Origin of the sequence: Oscillibacter sp. (genome assembly GCF_032018205.1) — a bacterium.
Classification (GTDB): Bacteria; Bacillota; Clostridia; order Oscillospirales; family Oscillospiraceae; genus Oscillibacter.
Map to the genome: position 1 here is coordinate 34,166 of NZ_DALZOY010000019.1, position 16,323 is coordinate 50,488.

The 16,323-nt window shown below is 58.1% G+C and carries 13 protein-coding genes and 1 pseudogene; 10 read left to right on the top strand and 4 right to left on the bottom strand.

Annotated features, from left to right (window positions below):
* The 9 genes and pseudogenes from RTU96_RS13100 to RTU96_RS13140 all read left to right on the top strand — a co-directional run.
* Nucleotides 1-230: pseudogene (locus RTU96_RS13100) on the top strand (YihA family ribosome biogenesis GTP-binding protein); the annotation flags it as partial.
* A gap of 129 nt (nt 231-359) precedes the next feature.
* Nucleotides 360-1,076 (top strand): UMP kinase, encoded by a 717-nt coding sequence (gene pyrH, locus RTU96_RS13105; protein WP_293009697.1) that lies wholly within the window; start codon nt 360-362, stop codon nt 1,074-1,076.
* Nucleotides 1,077-1,081: 5 nt separating this feature from the next.
* A complete protein-coding gene (gene frr / locus RTU96_RS13110; protein WP_312281585.1) occupies nt 1,082-1,639 on the top strand; it encodes a ribosome recycling factor in 558 nt (185 codons plus the stop codon).
* Nucleotides 1,639-2,391, top strand: a complete 753-nt coding sequence (locus tag RTU96_RS13115) for an isoprenyl transferase (protein WP_312637076.1) — start codon at nt 1,639-1,641, stop codon at nt 2,389-2,391. Before frr ends, RTU96_RS13115 begins: the two co-directional genes overlap by 1 nt.
* A gap of 27 nt (nt 2,392-2,418) precedes the next feature.
* Nucleotides 2,419-3,297, top strand: a complete 879-nt coding sequence (locus RTU96_RS13120) for a phosphatidate cytidylyltransferase (protein ID WP_312637077.1) — start codon at nt 2,419-2,421, stop codon at nt 3,295-3,297.
* Between the two features lie 90 nt (nt 3,298-3,387).
* Nucleotides 3,388-4,494 carry a 1-deoxy-D-xylulose-5-phosphate reductoisomerase gene (gene dxr / locus RTU96_RS13125; RefSeq protein ID WP_312637078.1) on the top strand — a complete coding sequence of 369 codons (1,107 nt, stop codon included), beginning with the start codon at nt 3,388-3,390 and terminating at the stop codon, nt 4,492-4,494.
* Between the two features lie 62 nt (nt 4,495-4,556).
* A complete protein-coding gene (locus RTU96_RS13130; protein WP_312637079.1) occupies nt 4,557-5,627 on the top strand; it encodes a site-2 protease family protein in 1,071 nt (356 codons plus the stop codon).
* A gap of 14 nt (nt 5,628-5,641) precedes the next feature.
* Nucleotides 5,642-6,679 carry a flavodoxin-dependent (E)-4-hydroxy-3-methylbut-2-enyl-diphosphate synthase gene (ispG, locus tag RTU96_RS13135; RefSeq protein ID WP_312637080.1) on the top strand — a complete coding sequence of 346 codons (1,038 nt, stop codon included), beginning with the start codon at nt 5,642-5,644 and terminating at the stop codon, nt 6,677-6,679.
* 63 nt (nt 6,680-6,742) lie between these two features.
* Nucleotides 6,743-10,753 (top strand): PolC-type DNA polymerase III, encoded by a 4,011-nt coding sequence (locus RTU96_RS13140; RefSeq protein WP_312637081.1) that lies wholly within the window; start codon nt 6,743-6,745, stop codon nt 10,751-10,753.
* Between the two features lie 79 nt (nt 10,754-10,832).
* Here the strand turns inward: RTU96_RS13140 and nth are convergent, their stop codons facing one another.
* The 3 genes from nth to RTU96_RS13155 form a co-directional block, all read right to left on the bottom strand.
* On the bottom strand, nt 10,833-11,483 hold the full coding sequence (gene nth / locus RTU96_RS13145; RefSeq protein ID WP_312637082.1) for an endonuclease III: 651 nt from the start codon (nt 11,481-11,483) through the stop codon (nt 10,833-10,835).
* Nucleotides 11,484-11,691: 208 nt separating this feature from the next.
* A complete protein-coding gene (locus RTU96_RS13150) occupies nt 11,692-12,069 on the bottom strand; it encodes a DUF4363 family protein (protein ID WP_312637083.1) in 378 nt (125 codons plus the stop codon).
* Nucleotides 12,066-12,749 carry a DUF421 domain-containing protein gene (locus RTU96_RS13155; RefSeq protein ID WP_312637084.1) on the bottom strand — a complete coding sequence of 228 codons (684 nt, stop codon included), beginning with the start codon at nt 12,747-12,749 and terminating at the stop codon, nt 12,066-12,068. The genes RTU96_RS13150 and RTU96_RS13155 overlap by 4 nt, the downstream gene beginning before the upstream one ends.
* A 542-nt stretch (nt 12,750-13,291) precedes the next feature.
* On the opposite strand from RTU96_RS13155, the gene glmS reads away from it, so the two are divergent.
* Nucleotides 13,292-15,130 (top strand): glutamine--fructose-6-phosphate transaminase (isomerizing), encoded by a 1,839-nt coding sequence (gene glmS / locus RTU96_RS13160; RefSeq protein WP_312637085.1) that lies wholly within the window; start codon nt 13,292-13,294, stop codon nt 15,128-15,130.
* 67 nt (nt 15,131-15,197) lie between these two features.
* On the opposite strand, the gene RTU96_RS13165 is transcribed toward glmS, so the two are convergent.
* Nucleotides 15,198-16,148 carry an AEC family transporter gene (locus RTU96_RS13165; protein ID WP_312637086.1) on the bottom strand — a complete coding sequence of 317 codons (951 nt, stop codon included), beginning with the start codon at nt 16,146-16,148 and terminating at the stop codon, nt 15,198-15,200.
* Between the last annotated feature and the right edge of the window lie 175 nt (nt 16,149-16,323).

The window sequence follows — 16,323 nt, forward strand, 5'->3', positions numbered from 1 at the left end:
CCGCCGACGACGTGACCATGCACGGCTGGTTTCGGGAGAGCGGCTGCCCCGAGATCGTGATTGCCAATAAGTTGGACAAGCTGAAGGCCCGTGAGGTGGAGGCAAATCTGGCCCTCATCCGCCAGACGCTGGAAATGGTGGACGACGAGCCTCTGGTGCCTTTTTCCGCAGAGAAAGGCACGGGGCGGGAGCAGCTCATTGGTCTGCTGGAGGCTGCCTGCGCAAAGTGAAATGGCGGCAGCGGCACAGGGGGCGGCAGTCTCCTGTGCTTTTTCTTGAAAAAACTTGCTTTTCCCCTTTCCAAAGGCTGTGAAATTTGATAGAATAACGCTATCTGAAATACAACGGAGGTTTGCAAGATGGCAAAACCTGTATACAAGCGCGTCCTGCTGAAAATCAGCGGAGAGGCGCTGGCTGGGGATAAGCACACGGGTCTTGATTTTGAAGTGATCGGCAGAGTGTGCGACGTGATTGGACAGTGCATCGCCATGGGCGTTCAGGTGGGCGTCGTGGTGGGCGGCGGAAACTTCTGGCGCGGTGTAAAAGACGGCGGCGGAAAGATGGAGCGCACCCGGGCCGACCACATGGGTATGCTGGCAACAGTTTTAAACTGCCTTGCGGTGGCCGATGTGATGGAGCAGCGGGGCGTGGAGGTTCGGGTGCAGACCGCCGTGGAGATGCGGTCCTTTGCCGAGCCTTATATCCGCTCCAAGGCCATCCGCCACCTTGAAAAGGGCCGTGTGGTGATTTTCGGCTGCGGCACCGGAAACCCCTATTTCTCAACAGACACCGCCGCCGTTCTGCGGGCGGCTGAAATTGGGGCGGATGTGATTCTGCTTGCCAAAAATGTGGACGGCGTGTATTCCGCCGACCCGGCGAAGGACCCCTCCGCGGTGAAATACGACTCGATTACCTATGACGACGTGCTGGCCCAGCATCTGACGGTGATGGACTCCACGGCTACGTCCCTGTCCATGGACAACCACATTCCCGTGCTTTTGTTTGCCCTGAAGGACCCTGAAAATATTATCCGCGCCGTGTGCGGGGAAAAAATCGGAACGATCGTGAAGGAGTGACCGTTATGCAGAAAGAGGAGTACAAGATTTACGAGGACAAGATGAAAAAGAGCGTCGAGTCCGTGGCGGCAGATTTTGCCGCCGTGCGTGCCGGCCGGGCCAACGCCGCCGTGCTGGACCGCATCAGCGTGGATTATTACGGGACCCCCACGCCGATTCAGCAGATTGCCTCCATCGCCTCGCCGGACCCCCGGTCTTTGGTGATTCAGCCTTGGGACGCATCAGCCCTGAAGTCTATTGAAAAGGCCATCCAGAATTCGGATTTAGGCATCAACCCCCAGAACGACGGAAAAAGCCTGCGTCTGGGCTTCCCCCAATTGACGGAGGAGCGGCGCAAGGAGTTGGTGAAGCAAATTCACAAGTACGCGGAAAGCGGAAAGGTGGCTGTGCGCAACATCCGCCGGGATGCTATGGAAGCGTTTAAAAAGCTGGAAAAAGCCACCGAAATCACCGAAGACGATTTGAAGCAGGCGGAGAAAGACCTTCAGAAAATGACGGACGATAGCTGCAAAAAGCTGGACGAAATGCTTGCTGCCAAAGAAAAGGAATTGATGGCAATTTGATGATCAACGAAATTTCAGGCAAGCAGGCGGGGCAGGTGGACAAAAGCCGCCTGCCCCGCCACATTGCCATTATTATGGACGGCAACGGCCGCTGGGCGAAAAAGCGGGGCCTGCCCCGCACCGCCGGACACAAGGCCGGGGCGGAAACCTTTCGGAAAATTGCCACCTACTGCAAGAATCTGGGCGTTGAGTATTTGACGGTATACGCCTTTTCCACGGAGAACTGGAAACGGTCTGAAACCGAGGTGGGCGCCATCATGACGCTTTTAAGGCGGTATCTTCTGGAAGCCATCGACTCCATGGAACGGGACAGTATCCGACTGAAATTTTTCGGAGATATGACGGCTATCCCCTCCGAGCTCCGGGCTTTGGCCCGGGAAACGGATGAAATTACGGAGCATTTAGGCCGGGACGCCTTTCAGGCCAACATCTGCCTGAATTACGGCGGACGGGACGAGCTTTTGCGGGCTGCGCGGCGCTTTGCCGCCGACTGTGCCGCCGGGCTGCGCAAGCCCGAAGAGCTGGACGAGGCTGCTTTTTCCGGATATTTAGACAGCGCGGGCATTCCGGACCCGGAGCTGATTATCCGCCCCAGCGGGGAGCTGCGGCTGAGCAATTTCCTGCTTTGGCAGTGCGCTTATTCCGAGTTTTATTACACCGATACTCTCTGGCCGGACTTTGACGAGGCGGAGATTGACCGGGCCGTGGGGGCCTATCAGAAACGAGACCGCCGGTTCGGCGGCGTGAAGTGAGCTGCTTCACAGATAAGGATTGATGGTATGTTCAAACGGGTGATGGTGGCGGTGCTCGGCATTCCAGCGCTGATTTTCGTTTTGGGGTTTGCGCCCCCTGCGGCCACCGTGGCGCTGAGCATGGCTCTATGCGGTGTGGGCGCGTGGGAATTGGCCCGCGCGGTACTGAAAAAGGGCGGAGAGAAGCTCCAGCGGCTGGCGGTTTTGGCGGCAACGGTGGTACCGGTGGTCCTCTATGAGGAATTTGGCGCGGTCGGAGACGGAAAGGCACGGTTGGAGATTCTGGCGGACATTCCGCGCCCCGCTGCGCTGGAAAACCTGCCGCTGACGGCGGCGCTGGCGCTGGCGTTTGTACTGTTGGCATTTCTTGGCGCGATTCTGGACTATACGGCGGAGGAACGAATCACATTTTCGGATGTGACCGCCTCCATCTTTTCCGGACTGGTGTTTCCGCTGATGCTCTCCTGCTTGCTGCTGCTGCGGCTGGAGGAGGCCGGGCAGCTGCTGGTGTTTGTCCCTCTGGGGATTTCCTTTGGAAGCGACACCTTCGCGCTGTTTGCAGGGATGCTTTGCGGCAGGCACAAGCTGACTCCCGTTAGCCCCAAGAAAACAGTGGAGGGAGCCGTAGGGGGTTTGCTTGGCGGCGTTGTCGGTCTGGCACTGGTCAACTTCGTGGGGCTGTGGCTGATGGATACGGCGATTTTGCCTTGGTGGCAGGTGCTTGTCGTGGGTCTTCTGGGCAGCGGAGCGGGCCAGATTGGTGATTTGAGCTTTTCCGTGATCAAGCGAGAATTCGGTGTGAAGGATTACGGAAAGATTCTTCCGGGACATGGCGGCGTGCTGGACCGGTTTGACAGCGTGACCTTTGTGGCGCCGCTTGTCTGGCTGGCCCTCGGCGTTCTGTGAAAAGGGGCGGGCGCGGACGCGCCTGCGCAATACGGGGCGCTGAAAAAAGAGTCTATTGCCCGCAGGGCATGGACGTAAGGCGGTGACGATATGACAAAAACAATTTCACTGTTAGGCTCAACTGGTTCTATCGGGCGGCAGACGCTGGATGTGGCGGAGCAATTGAATCTGGGCGTGGAGGCGCTGGCCGCCCGGGGTGGAAATTTGGAGCTTTTGGAGCGGCAGACGCGGCAGTTTCTGCCGCGTCTTGTGGCGTTGTACGACTCTGGTGCCGCGGAAGAATTCCACAGCCGGGTCGGGGATTTGAACGTAAAAATCGTCTCCGGGCCGGAAGGGCTTTTGGAGGCGGCGACGATTGGCGGCGCAGACACAGTGGTGGCCGCCATTGAGCAGGGGAAGCGCATCGCGCTTGCCAACAAGGAAACGCTGGTGTGCGCCGGGGAGCTGGTGATGGACGCGGCGGATCGGCACGGGGCGGATATCGTCCCGGTGGATTCGGAGCATTCCGCCATTTTCCAGTGCCTGCGGGGCTGCGAGGACCGGCGGGAAGTGAAGCGACTGCTACTGACCTGCTCCGGGGGCCCGTTTTACGGAAAGAACTTTGCAGAGCTTGAGGGCATGACGAAGCAGGATGCTTTGCGGCACCCGAATTGGAAGATGGGGCCGAAAATCACGGTGGACTGCGCAACGCTGATGAACAAGGGACTGGAGGTCATCGAGGCTATGCGTCTTTACCGTCTGCCGCTTTCTCAGGTGGATGTGCTGATTCATCGGCAGAGCATCGTTCACTCTCTGGTGGAGTATCGGGACGGGGCGGTGCTGGCCCAGTTGGGGACGGCGGATATGCGCCTTCCCATTCGCTATGCGTTTACCTATCCCCGGCGGGGGGAAAATCCGGCGGAGCCGCTGGACCTTTTGACCTGTCCGCCCCTGACCTTTGCCGCGCCGGACCGGGAGGCATTTCCCTGCTTCGCGCTGGCAGAGGCCGCCGCGGAAGAGGGGGGCACCGCCTGCGCCGTTTTAAACGGGGCCAACGAAGAAGCGGTGGGCCTGTTTTTGCAGGAGAAAATCGGCTTCAACGACATTTCCCGGTTGGTGAAAAAAGCGCGGGAGGCCGTCCCGGTGGTATATCATCCCACTCTTTCGGATATTCTGAAAGCGGACGCCGACGCACGGCGGGCGGTTCTTTCGCAGTGAAGCTTCCCGGAGACGGGAAACGCCGCAGGGGCGGCATCGGAACAGTTTAGTTAGGAGTATTTATGACAATTGTCTACATTCTCGCGGCGATTCTCATGTTTGGCGTGCTCATCGCGCTCCACGAGCTAGGGCATTTTCTGGCCGCCAAGGCCTGCGGCGTGCAGGTCAACGAGTTTTCCATCGGCATGGGCCCGGCCCTGTTCAAAAGACAGCGGGGAGAGACGCAGTATTCCCTGCGCATCCTCCCCGTGGGCGGCTACTGCGCCATGGAGGGAGAGGATGAAGATTCTGAGAATCCTCGGGCCATTACCCGCCAGAGCTACTGGAAGCAGTTTATCATTTTCGTGGCGGGGTCTCTTTCCAATTTCCTGACGGGCTTTTTGATTCTCTTGATTCTCTACTCCGGGGCCGAGGCATTTTACGTGCCAACCGTTGCCGGTGTGGCGCCGGAGTTCACCGCCGCCGAAGAGGAGACGATGCAAGCGGGCGATCAACTTTGGGCCATCAATGGCGAGCGGATTTATGTCAGCGGCGACGTGGCCCTTATAATGCGGGTGAATGCAGGGAAAGAGAAACTGGCCGTGACGGTGCTGCGGGACGGGGAGAAGGTGTCCCTCACGGGCATTCCTCTGCAAACCTGCACCGGGCAGGACGGCAAGCCCTATGAGGGCTACGGCTTTTTCTACGGCAACGAAGCCGTACCCGCAACGGCGCTGGGCAAGGTGAAAATTGCGTGGTACAACACGGTGGATTTCGTGCGGACCGTGCGCATCAGCCTTCAGATGCTGGCGCGGGGGGACGCGGGGCTCAAGGACATGAGCGGCCCGGTGGGCATCGTCTCCACCATCACGCAGGTGGGGCAGGCGTCGGAAAGCGCCCGGGACGCACTGGACAACATCCTCTTCTTCACGGCGCTGATCGCGGTGAATCTGGCGGTGATGAATCTTTTGCCCCTTCCGGCGCTGGACGGCGGGCGGGTGCTGTTTTTAACGGTGGACGCCATCGCCATGGCGCTCTTTAAAAAGCGCATTCCTGAAAAATACGAAAACGCCATCAATTACGGCGGTCTGGTAGTATTGCTGGGCTTTATGCTGATTGTGACGCTTCACGACGTTTCCCGGCTGTTCGGCTGAGGGAGGGAGTACCGATGACAAAGCAATTGCTGGTGGGCACTGTGGCCGTGGGCGGCGGCGCGCCGGTTAGTATTCAGTCCATGTGCAGCACAAGAACCGACGACGTGGCGGCTACTGTGGCCCAAATCAAAGCGCTGGAGAATGCCGGGTGCGAGCTGATTCGGGTGGCCATTCCCGACAGGGCGGCGGCAGAGGCCGTGGATAAAGTTAAAGAGCAAATTTCCATTCCCCTGATCGCCGACATTCACTTTAATTACAAATTTGCGCTGACGTGCGCGGAGCGGGGGATTGACGCAATCCGCATCAATCCCGGCAACATCGGCGGAGCCGAAAAGGTGAAGGCGGTGGCGGACATCTGCCGCCAGAAGCGCATCCCCATTCGCATCGGCGTGAACGGCGGGTCGCTGGAGCGGGAGCTGCGGGCAAAATACGGCGGAGTGACGGCGGAGGCGCTGGTGGAAAGCGCGTTGGGCCATGCGGCCCTGTTAAACCGGTTTGACTTTGACGACATCTGCATCTCCGTGAAATGCTCCGACGTGCCGCTGACCATTGCGGCCTATCGGCTGCTTTCAGAGCGGACGGAGTATCCGCTTCACTTGGGCGTTACCGAAGCGGGCACGCCGTCCATGGGGCTTGTGAAGTCTGCCATGGGCATCGGCGGACTGCTGTGCATGGGCATTGGAGACACCATCCGGGTGACGCTGACGGCGGACCCGGTGGAGGAGATTTACGCGGCGAAAAAAATCCTCCGGGCCGCGGGGCTGCGCCATGATGGCGTGAACCTGATTGCCTGCCCCACCTGCGGACGGACGCGCATTGATTTGATTCCTTTGGCGGAGGAGGTGGAGCGGCGGCTGGACGGCTGCCGCAAGCCCATTACCGTGGCGGTGATGGGCTGTGCCGTCAACGGTCCCGGCGAGGCCGCCGCCGCCGACATCGGCATCGCAGGAGGCGACGGGGAGGGCCTGCTTTTCCGAAAGGGAGAGGTCCTCTGCAAGGTTCCGCAGGAGCGGCTGGTGGACGCGTTGATGGAGGAGATTGAGAAGCTGTGAAAATCGCGGGGAAACCGGCGGTTTGGACGATACATTGAGAGCGGGTTAGGATTGAGAGAAGCTATGTCAAAAATCGCATTTTCCAACATATTTCCGGACGTAAGGCCGCTTCCGCCTCTAAGGGCGAAGCTGGACGGGGCCATGCTGGTCGGCGCGGCCATCGACAGGGCGGAGCGTACGATTGAGCTGCAAATGGAAACCCGGGCGGAGCTGGGCGGAGACGAGATTCGGGCGCTGGGACAGGAAATCTGCACGGCATACGGGTTTGCCGACGCGCGGATTGCCTGCGCGTGCTGTCCGATAGAGCCGGCGCGGGAAAAAACGCAGGGTGCGGCCCAAGCCGGATCGGACGGAGGGCGCGGCGGAGAGAAGAAACGAGACGGGGCCGTGGGCGAAGTGTTTTACGGGGAGAAAAAGCCCATTGGAAAAACCGTGCCTGTGGGGTCACTGGACCTGAAAACCGGAAAGGCCGCCGTCATCGGCAAAATTTTTGCCTTTGAATGCCGGGAGACGCGCCGCCCCGGACTTTGGCGCATGAGCCTGGACCTGACGGACTACACCGGGTCCCTGACGGTGCAGAAAAACCTCACCGCCGCAGAGGCCAGAAAGCTGGACGGAAAGCTGAAGCCCGGTATGTGGGTGGCGGTACAAGGAAAAATGGAGCCTACCTGGGACGGGAAAGACATCCAGATGGCCCCCTTCCTCATCCGTGCCGCCGCGCACAAGGAGCGGGAGGACACCGCTGAGGTAAAGCGGGTGGAGCTGCATCTGCACACCCGCATGAGCAGCATGGACGCGCTGACCGACCCGCAGGAGGTGGTACGTCAGGCTATCCGCTGGGGTCATCCCGCCATTGCCATCACGGACCACGGCGTGGCCCAGTCCTTTCCGGACGCGTGGCATGCCGCCGGGGACAAAATCAAGATTCTCTACGGCATGGAGGGCTATTTCATCAACAATCTGGACGACCGGGTGGCCGTCCACGGGTTGCAGGACTGCCCCCTTGACGGAGAGTTTGTGTGCTTCGACATTGAAACCACGGGCCTCAAGGTGATGCGGGAGGCGATTACGGAAATCGGCGCGGTGGTGCTGAAAAACGGGGAGATTACCGACCGGTTCCAGACCTTTGTGGACCCGGAGCGGCGGCTTACGCCGGAAATTATCGGCCTTACGGGCATTACCGATGACATGCTTCGCGGCGCGCCCAAGCTGAAGGACGCGCTGGTGGACTTTTTAAAGTTTGTGGACGGACGCCCGTTGGCGGCCCACAATGCGGAATTTGACATCGGCTTTATCCGGGAGGGCTGCAAAAAAACGGGCCTCTCTTTTCAGCCCACCTATATTGACTCGTTGATTCTGGCCCAGAACCTGCTGCCAAAGCTGAACAAGTACAAGCTGGACATTGTGGCCGAGGAGCTGGACCTACCCGCCTTCAACCACCACCGGGCCAGCGACGACGCGGCCACTGTGGGCTATATGCTGATTCCCTTCTTCAATATGCTGAAGGAAAAGGGGGTCTCCAATCTTCAGGGGATTAACCCCGAGATGGAAAAGCTGCGGCCCCTTGGAAGCAAGTCCAACCGCTTTCCAAAGCACATTATCCTGCTGGCAAAAAACAAGGTGGGTCTTAAAAACCTATACAGAATCATTACCGCGTCCAACCTAAATTACTTCAAGCGGGTTCCCACAGTGCCGAAAACTCTGCTGAATCAGCACCGGGAGGGAATCATTGTGGGTGCGGCCTGCGAGGCGGGCGAGCTGTTCCGCGCCGTGGCGGACCACAAGGACTGGGATGAACTGAAACGCATCGCATCCTATTATGACTATCTGGAAATCCAGCCAGTGTGCAACAACATGTTCATGCTGCGAAACGGGGACGTGCAGTCTGAAGAAGACCTGCGGGAGTTGAACAGGACCATTGTGCGGCTGGGCGACGAGTTGGGGAAACCAGTGTGCGCCACAGGAGATGTGCACTTCCGGGAGCCGGAGGACGAGGTATACCGCCACATTCTGCTGGCGTCGAAAAAATTCCCCGACGCGGATGCAAGCCTTCCCATCTATTTCAAGACCACCGACGAGATGCTTGCGGAATTCTCCTATCTGGGGAAGGAAAAGGCCTTGGAGGTGGTGGTGACCAATCCCCGGGCCGTGGCGGACAGCGTTGAAACATTTGAGCTGCTGCCAAAAGACCTGTATCCTCCACGCCTTGAAAACTCAGAAGAGGATTTGAACCGCATGGTTTGGGAAAAGGCCCGTGAGCTTTACGGCGAGGACCTGCCCTCGTTGGTGGAGGACCGCCTGAAGGTGGAGCTTGGCAGCATTCTGGGTAAGTACGACGTGGTGTATATGTCTGCCCAGAAGCTGGTGCAGCGGTCGCTGGAAAACGGATATCTGGTTGGTTCCCGTGGCAGCGTTGGCTCGTCGCTGGTGGCCTATATGTCCGGGATTACGGAGGTCAACTCCCTGCCGCCCCACTACCGCTGTCCCAAATGCAAACATGTGGAATTTATACAGGACGGGTCTTTTGGCTGCGGCGCGGACATGCCGGACAAGGACTGCCCGGCGTGCGGCGAAAAATACGTGAAGGATGGGTTCGACATCCCCTTTGAAACCTTTTTGGGCTTCGGCGGCGGAAAGGTTCCCGATATCGACCTGAATTTCTCCGGTGAGTATCAGGCGAAGGCCCACCGCCACGCCATCGAAATGTTCGGAGAAAAGCAGGTGTTCCGTGCCGGTACCATCGGGACACTTGCGGAAAAAACCGCCTACGGCATGGTTAAAAAGTATCTGGAAGAGAACGGAATGACCGCGGGCCGGGCGGAGGAAAACCGACTGACCACCGGCTGCGTGGGTGTTCGGCGCACCACGGGCCAGCACCCGGGCGGACTTGTGGTGGTGCCGGACGACATGGAAATCGAGGATTTCTGTCCCGTTCAGCACCCGGCGGACGACCCGGAGAGCGACATTATCACCACCCATTTTGAATACCACTGCATGGAGGACAACCTCCTGAAGCTGGACATGCTGGGGCACGACGATCCCACCATGGTTCGCATGATGGAGGACCTGACCGGCGTGGACCCCCGCTCCATTCCGCTGGACGACGAGGACACCATGTCCATCTTTATCTCCAGCAAAATCTTAGGCTATGAACACGACGATGTGGTGGGAGAGACGGGGGCTGTGGCTATTCCGGAATTTAACACCCGGTTTACCCGCCAGATGCTGGTGGACACCCATCCGAAGGATTTTAACACGCTGGTGCGTCTCTCTGGCTTTTCCCACGGCACGGATGTGTGGCTGGGCAACGCCCGGGATTTGATTCTGGATGGGACCGCCTCCGTTTTGGAGACGGTGGGCTGCCGCGACGACATTATGCTTTACCTGATTTCCATGGGCGTGGACGCGGAGCTGAGTTTTAAAATCATGGAGTCCGTCCGAAAAGGCAAGGTGAAAAAGGGCGGCTTCCCGGATGGCTGGGTGGATATTATGCGGGAGCACGACGTTCCCGAGTGGTATATCGACTCGCTTGCAAAAATCGGCTATCTGTTCCCCAAGGCCCACGCCGTGGCCTACGTCATGATGGCGTTTCGTATCGCGTGGTACAAGGTGCATGAACCGCTGGCGTTTTACGCCACGTTTTTTACCGTCCGGGCCAAGGCGTTTGACGCGGAGTATTGCTGCGCGGGTATGGACGCGGTGAAGCGGAAAATCCGGGAGATTGAGAATAACAAGGATGCAACGGCGGTGGAGCAGGATTTGATGACCACGCTGGAAGTGTGCTACGAATTTTATCTCCGGGGCTTCCACTTTGACACCATCAGCATTTACGAGTCCGAGGCCACAAAGTTCAAGGTGACGGAAAAGGGGCTTCTTCCGCCCTTTGCCGCAGTGCGGGGGCTGGGAGAGACAGCGGCGGCGGACACGGTGGAGAAGCGGAAGGGAAAGAGCTTCATCTCCATCGAGGAGTTTTCCATGTGCTGCAACAAGCTCTCCAAAACCCACATCGAGCAGCTCAAGAAGCTGGGGGCTTTTGCTGGTATGGCGGAAACCAGCCAGATTACGCTGTTTTAAAACAAAGGGATTCCCGCTTCGGCAGAGCCGGAGCGGGAATCCCTTTTTATATGACAAACATAGTATATGACGGGCGGAATTACTTCGCCGCCTGTTTCTGGATTTTTCTGAAATCACAGTCCCGCGCCAGCGGGCAGCTCTCGCACTTGGGGGACCGGGCGGTGCAGGTGTCCCGTCCGAAAAGCACCAAGCGGTGGCAGAAGTTGGAGGACTCCCGCGCCGGGAGAACCAGACGGAGCTGCCGTTCCACCTGAAGAGGGTCTTTACTGCCGTCCGTGATGCCGAGACGGCCGGTGATGCGAATACAGTGGGTGTCGCAAACGTAGGCGGGCTGGCCGTACACGTCTCCCAGAATCAGGTTTGCCGTCTTCCGGCCCACGCCGGGAAGGGCTGTCAGCTCATCCATGGTGGCGGGGACCTTTCCGCCGTGCTCCAAAATCAGCTTTTGGGCGCAGGCCACAATGTCTCGGGCCTTGCTGTTGAAAAAGCCACAGGAGCGGACGTACTGTCCCACCTCTGCCGCGTCCGCCTCCGCAAAGCTCTGAAGGGTTGGAAACCGGACGTACAGGGCTGGGGTAACCTGATTGACCCGTGCATCGGTGCACTGGGCGGCAAGCCGCACGGCAAACAGAAGCTCGTAATCCTTTTTGTAGTTTAAAGAGCACAGCGCATCCGGGTAAATGCCCTTCAGCGTTTCGATGATGCGCTTGATCGCCGCCTTTGCCTTCATACCGCTTCCTCCTTTTGCACCAAAACCGACTGACTTCGCACCAGTATAGCGCGTTTGGCGGCGCTTGGCAACCAATTTTCTATTTTAATGGTCCTTTTTGGGAGGTAATAGCGGAAAAGCGGACGTTTTCAAGCGAAGATGATTTTGTATTGCGGCGGGAAGGCGGGGTGTGCTATAATAGCCGCAGAGCGGCACCGGCACTTTGCCGTTACAGCACGTTTTTGATGCTGAACCGTTCTGTCTCCGAAAGCAGCCAAAGCTGGTGCCTGAGGCCCGCCAGATCCGCCATGCACTCAAGGTCCTGCACGGCGATTAGGGCTGCGCAGCGGCGATACAGGGCGTCCGCGCCGTCCACTACCTCATGCTCTGCCGTGATGTGAAGATAGGTTTGGCGCTCGGACCAGTCCTCGTAGCTTTGGGAGACGAGGTCTTCCGCCTGCTTCCAGTTTTCGGTGCTTACAGCTTCCTCTGCCTGCTCCAGCTGGGACTGCCAGCGGGTCACGTCCCGCTCCATGGCGCGGCAGTTCAGCACCGAGACGGCCAGAATCGCCGTCAGAAGAAAAATGGGGATTAGCCACGATTTCATTTGGAGTTCTCCTTTGGAATGCAGTTGATATTTCCGCCGCCGTCAAGGGTCAGCAAGAAAATATCGCGGTAGTCTTTCAGGCCCTGTCGGCGTACCTGCTTTTTCAGCCAGTCCATTGTTTTTTCGCACAGCTCAAGATTCCGGGAGATGAGCCGCCCGTCGTTCACCAGAACCACGGGGAGGGAGATACTGTCCGCCGCTTTTACGCCCAGATCGTCCGACGACGGCGGCTGGGTTTGAGGCCAGGGCAGGACCGAGAGCTGGCCGGAGTTTTCGAGAATCGCGTATTTTACGTCTTTGATATCGCAGATGCCCTGCCCTCGCAGCTCTTCCAGCAGCTCGTCGATGGTGAAGCGGTTTTTCCGCATCGCGTCCTGACGGAGCTTGCCGTGGTCGATCAGCACGGTGGGAGACCCGCACAAAAGCCGACGGATGCGCAGGGAATAAAGAGACGACTGGCTTAATAGCATGGAGAGAGACAGAAGCGTTAAAATCGGGATGATGCCCGAGAGCAGAGGAATTCCAAAATCCTGCATGGGCACTGCGGCCAGATCCGAGAGCATCATGGTCAGCACCAGCTCGCTGGGCTCCAACTCGCCGATCTGTCGTTTGCCCATGAGCCGCAGCCCGGCGGTGATGAAAAAATAGAGAATCACAGTCCGCAAAAACGCGGTGGCCATAAGCACATACCCCCTTTCTCTCAGTATTTACCGGAAGAAGCGGGCGTATGCGGCGAAAAGGATTTTACCTGTCGGAGAATGGCCTATATCTCAGTCTAGCGCGCTGCCCGAAGAGGCGCGGGTCAAAGCGGACGAAGAATAGGGTACGCCCCAACGATGGGAACCGGCAATCTTGAACAGCGGATAAGGCTCCGCCCGGAGGCGGGGATTATCATAAATCGTTCCAAGTCGCAGAAGGAGAAAGGAGGCTTACGGGGAACCCCGTCAAAAGCGCCATGTGCCCGCAGGCTCAGCCTGCGGGATAACGAGGAGAGGGGAGTATCGAGAATTCGGCGGATGCCCCTCCGCATCCACGGATGTGTCACGCAGTTGCGAAATATGCGGGCGACCGCAAAACAAAAAGACTGCGACCGTGGGAAAAGCGACAAATCGTCTGCGCGTTTGTCCTTTTGATATCCGGGCCTGAAAATCGGGACCGGCAGATGCTTCGCGGCCTTTTTGGCCTGCGAAAGACAAATTGAATATCAGGAGGATTATCATTTATGTGTGGAATTATCGGTTATTCGGGCGGCGCACAGGCCGCCCCGATTTTGCTGGATGGTCTGGAGCGGATGGAATACCGGGGGTACGATTCCGCCGGTGTGGCCGTGCGGTCAGAAACACAGGGCCTTCAGGTGAGAAAGTCCAAGGGCCGGCTGAAGGTCCTCAGCGACATGCTCCACGGCGGGGCGGATCTGGAGGGGACTCTCGGCGTGGGCCACACCCGCTGGGCCACTCACGGTGAGCCTAACGACGCGAACGCGCATCCCCATGTCAGCGAAAGCGGGAACATCGCGCTGGTTCACAACGGCATTATTGAAAACTATATGGAGATCAAGGAGCATCTTCAGAAGCTGGGCGTTAAGTTTGCTTCGGATACCGACTCGGAGGTGGTGGCTCAGCTATTGGAGTTCCACTACAACGAGTGCCATAATATGCTGGAGGCCGTGGGCCGCGTGCTGCGGCGCATTGAGGGCTCCTATGCCTTCGGCATCATCTGCTCCGACTATCCGGATGCGCTGATTGCCGCACGGAAGGACAGTCCGCTGATTCTGGGCTATGGCAAGGACTGCAATTTCATTGCCTCCGACGTGACGGCAGTGATTAAATACACCCGGGACGTGGCCTATATGGACGACGGGGAAATTGCGGTGGTTACACCCCGGGGCATCGACGTGTTCGACGGCGAGCTTGTCCCCGTGGAGAAAACTCGCCGCACCGTGGACTGGGATGTGTCCGCCGCTGAAAAGGGGGGCTATCCCCACTTCATGCTCAAGGAGATTATGGAGCAGCCGGAGGCCGTTCGCCGCACCGTCTCGCCCCGTATCCGAGAGGACAGGGTTGTTTTGGACGATGTGAAGCTGACCCGGGAGTATGTGGAAAATGTATCCCGCATCTTTGTGATTGCCTGCGGCTCCAGCTATCATGTGGGCATGGTAAGCAAATATATCTGGGAGAAGCTTCTGCGCCGTCCTGTGGAGGTGGTGCTGGCCAGCGAATTTCGGTACTGCGACCCGCTGGTGGATGAGCGCTCTCTGGTGGTGGTCATCAGCCAGTCCGGCGAGACGCTGGACACCATGGCCGCCATGCGGGAGGCTAAACGCCGGGGCGGGCGGACGCTGGCCATTGTCAACGTGGTGGGTTCCTCCATCGCGCGGGATGCGGACGATGTGCTGTATACCTGGGCGGGGCCGGAAATCGCCGTGGCCACCACCAAGGCATATTCCACCCAATTGGCCCTGATGGATTTGGTGGGGCTGTATCTGGGCGATTTGCTGGGCACGGTTTCAAAAGAAGCGTACGCCGCCGCCGTGGAGGGCATCCAGTGCCTACCTCAACAGATGTCGGCGCTTTTGAAGGACACAGAGGATGTGAAATATTTTGCATCCCGGTACTTCAATCACGACTCCATTTTCTTCATCGGACGGAATCTAGACTATGCCATGGGCATGGAAGGGTCTCTGAAGCTGAAGGAAATCAGCTATATTCATTCGGAGGCCTATGCCTCCGGTGAGCTGAAGCACGGCACCATTTCCCTGATTGAGCCGGGAACGCTGGTGGTGGCGCTGGGAAGCTATGCGCCGCTGTTCGACAAGGCCATGAGCAACGTGGTGGAGGTGAAGGCCCGGGGGGCGGAGGTGCTGGCCCTGACCACTGTTCGCCACAGAGAAAAAATGGAGAAGACGGCAGACGCTGTGCTTTCTGTGCCGGAGACGGCGGAGATGCTTCAGCCCTCTCTGGGCGTGCTGCCACTTCAACTGTTTTCCTATTACGTGGCGTTGCAGCGGGGCTGTGATATTGATAAGCCTCGGAACCTTGCGAAGTCTGTTACCGTGGAATAAAGGCTAAAATATATGGAAAGCGCTTCCCGCCTGTGGCGGGAAGGGCTTTTTGTCGGCTGGGAGCATTTTACATCAGTCCAAACGTCCGCAGCAGGAAGGTCCAGCAGAAAATCGTGAAGATGGACGTGACTGTGGTGGAGCACACGAGCTGCCCGGCTAGAGGGCCGTCGGCCCCCATGGCCACGGCCATGGGGTAGGAGGCCACAGCCGTGGGTGCGGCAAAGAAAATCATGAGCGCGCACAAGGCCCCGTCACGAAAGCCCAGGGCAATAGTCAAAGGCAGGAAGATCAAAGGAATCACCACCATCCGGGCCAGCACCGCCAGAATTAGCGTGCGGCGGTTGGAAAGAGTCTGGCTCAGGTCCAGACTGACGCCCAGAGAGATGAAGGCGATGGTGGTGGTGACCCCTGCTACGTCGCTGACCACGGTATAGAGGAGGTCCGGAATCCGGATATTCAGGGTCAGCAGCGTCAGCGCCAAAAGCGTTGCGATAATCATGGGATTTTTAAGTATAGAGAGAAACAAGTTTTTCAGGTCAGCCTTCCCAGAGCGGTTCAGCTCCAGAATCAGCGTGGAGAAAATGTTTACCAGCGGCACAATCAGCGCGCCGAACAGGGCAACAATGCCGATGCCCGCGCTGCCTGAGCCAAAAATAGAGGTTCCAACCGCAATTCCGAATAAAATGTAATTGGGCCGAATCATCGCCTGACCCACCGCTGCGGCACTGTCTCCGTCCGGAAGCAGTTTGCGGGGAAGAAGCAAGCCAGCCACGAAAAAAAGAAGCAGTATGCACAGCAGTATATACAGAAAGCCCCATCCGTCAAAATGGTGAAGCACATCGGATTCATAAATGTTTTTAAAAAGTAGCGTGGGCATAAACAGGCGAAAACATAGACCATCCACCTTTCGCATGGTGGGCCGGTCCACCACCTTACATGTTCGGACCAAAACACCGATTCCCATAAACAATGCCAGAGGAAGAACGACGCGCAACGCCGTCATAAAGTTTTCAAACACGGTGAAGCCTCTCCTTTGCGTAATACATCTTATAAAGTACCATGAAATTCACATGAAATTTATCATAACACCTTTGCCGCCCTGCCGCAACCACCTTTCTCCAGAAGAAGAAAAAAGTTCTTGACAAACGGGATGGGGTATGGTAGTCTAACAAAGCTGTCCGGGAGGGCGGCGC

Excerpts from the sequence above, each read along its gene's own strand:
- RTU96_RS13120 (WP_312637077.1), top strand. The coding sequence starts at position 2,419 with ATGTTCAAACGGGTGATGGTGGCGGTGCTCGGCATTCCAGCGCTGATT.
- nth (WP_312637082.1), bottom strand. The coding sequence starts at position 11,483 with ATGAAGGCAAAGGCGGCGATCAAGCGCATCATCGAAACGCTGAAGGGC.
- ispG (WP_312637080.1), top strand. The coding sequence starts at position 5,642 with ATGACAAAGCAATTGCTGGTGGGCACTGTGGCCGTGGGCGGCGGCGCG.
- glmS (WP_312637085.1), top strand. The coding sequence starts at position 13,292 with ATGTGTGGAATTATCGGTTATTCGGGCGGCGCACAGGCCGCCCCGATT.
- RTU96_RS13155 (WP_312637084.1), bottom strand. The coding sequence starts at position 12,749 with ATGGCCACCGCGTTTTTGCGGACTGTGATTCTCTATTTTTTCATCACC.
- RTU96_RS13115 (WP_312637076.1), top strand. The coding sequence starts at position 1,639 with ATGATCAACGAAATTTCAGGCAAGCAGGCGGGGCAGGTGGACAAAAGC.
- RTU96_RS13150 (WP_312637083.1), bottom strand. The coding sequence starts at position 12,069 with ATGAAATCGTGGCTAATCCCCATTTTTCTTCTGACGGCGATTCTGGCC.
- dxr (WP_312637078.1), top strand. The coding sequence starts at position 3,388 with ATGACAAAAACAATTTCACTGTTAGGCTCAACTGGTTCTATCGGGCGG.
- pyrH (WP_293009697.1), top strand. The coding sequence starts at position 360 with ATGGCAAAACCTGTATACAAGCGCGTCCTGCTGAAAATCAGCGGAGAG.
- frr (WP_312281585.1), top strand. The coding sequence starts at position 1,082 with ATGCAGAAAGAGGAGTACAAGATTTACGAGGACAAGATGAAAAAGAGC.
- RTU96_RS13130 (WP_312637079.1), top strand. The coding sequence starts at position 4,557 with ATGACAATTGTCTACATTCTCGCGGCGATTCTCATGTTTGGCGTGCTC.
- RTU96_RS13140 (WP_312637081.1), top strand. The coding sequence starts at position 6,743 with ATGTCAAAAATCGCATTTTCCAACATATTTCCGGACGTAAGGCCGCTT.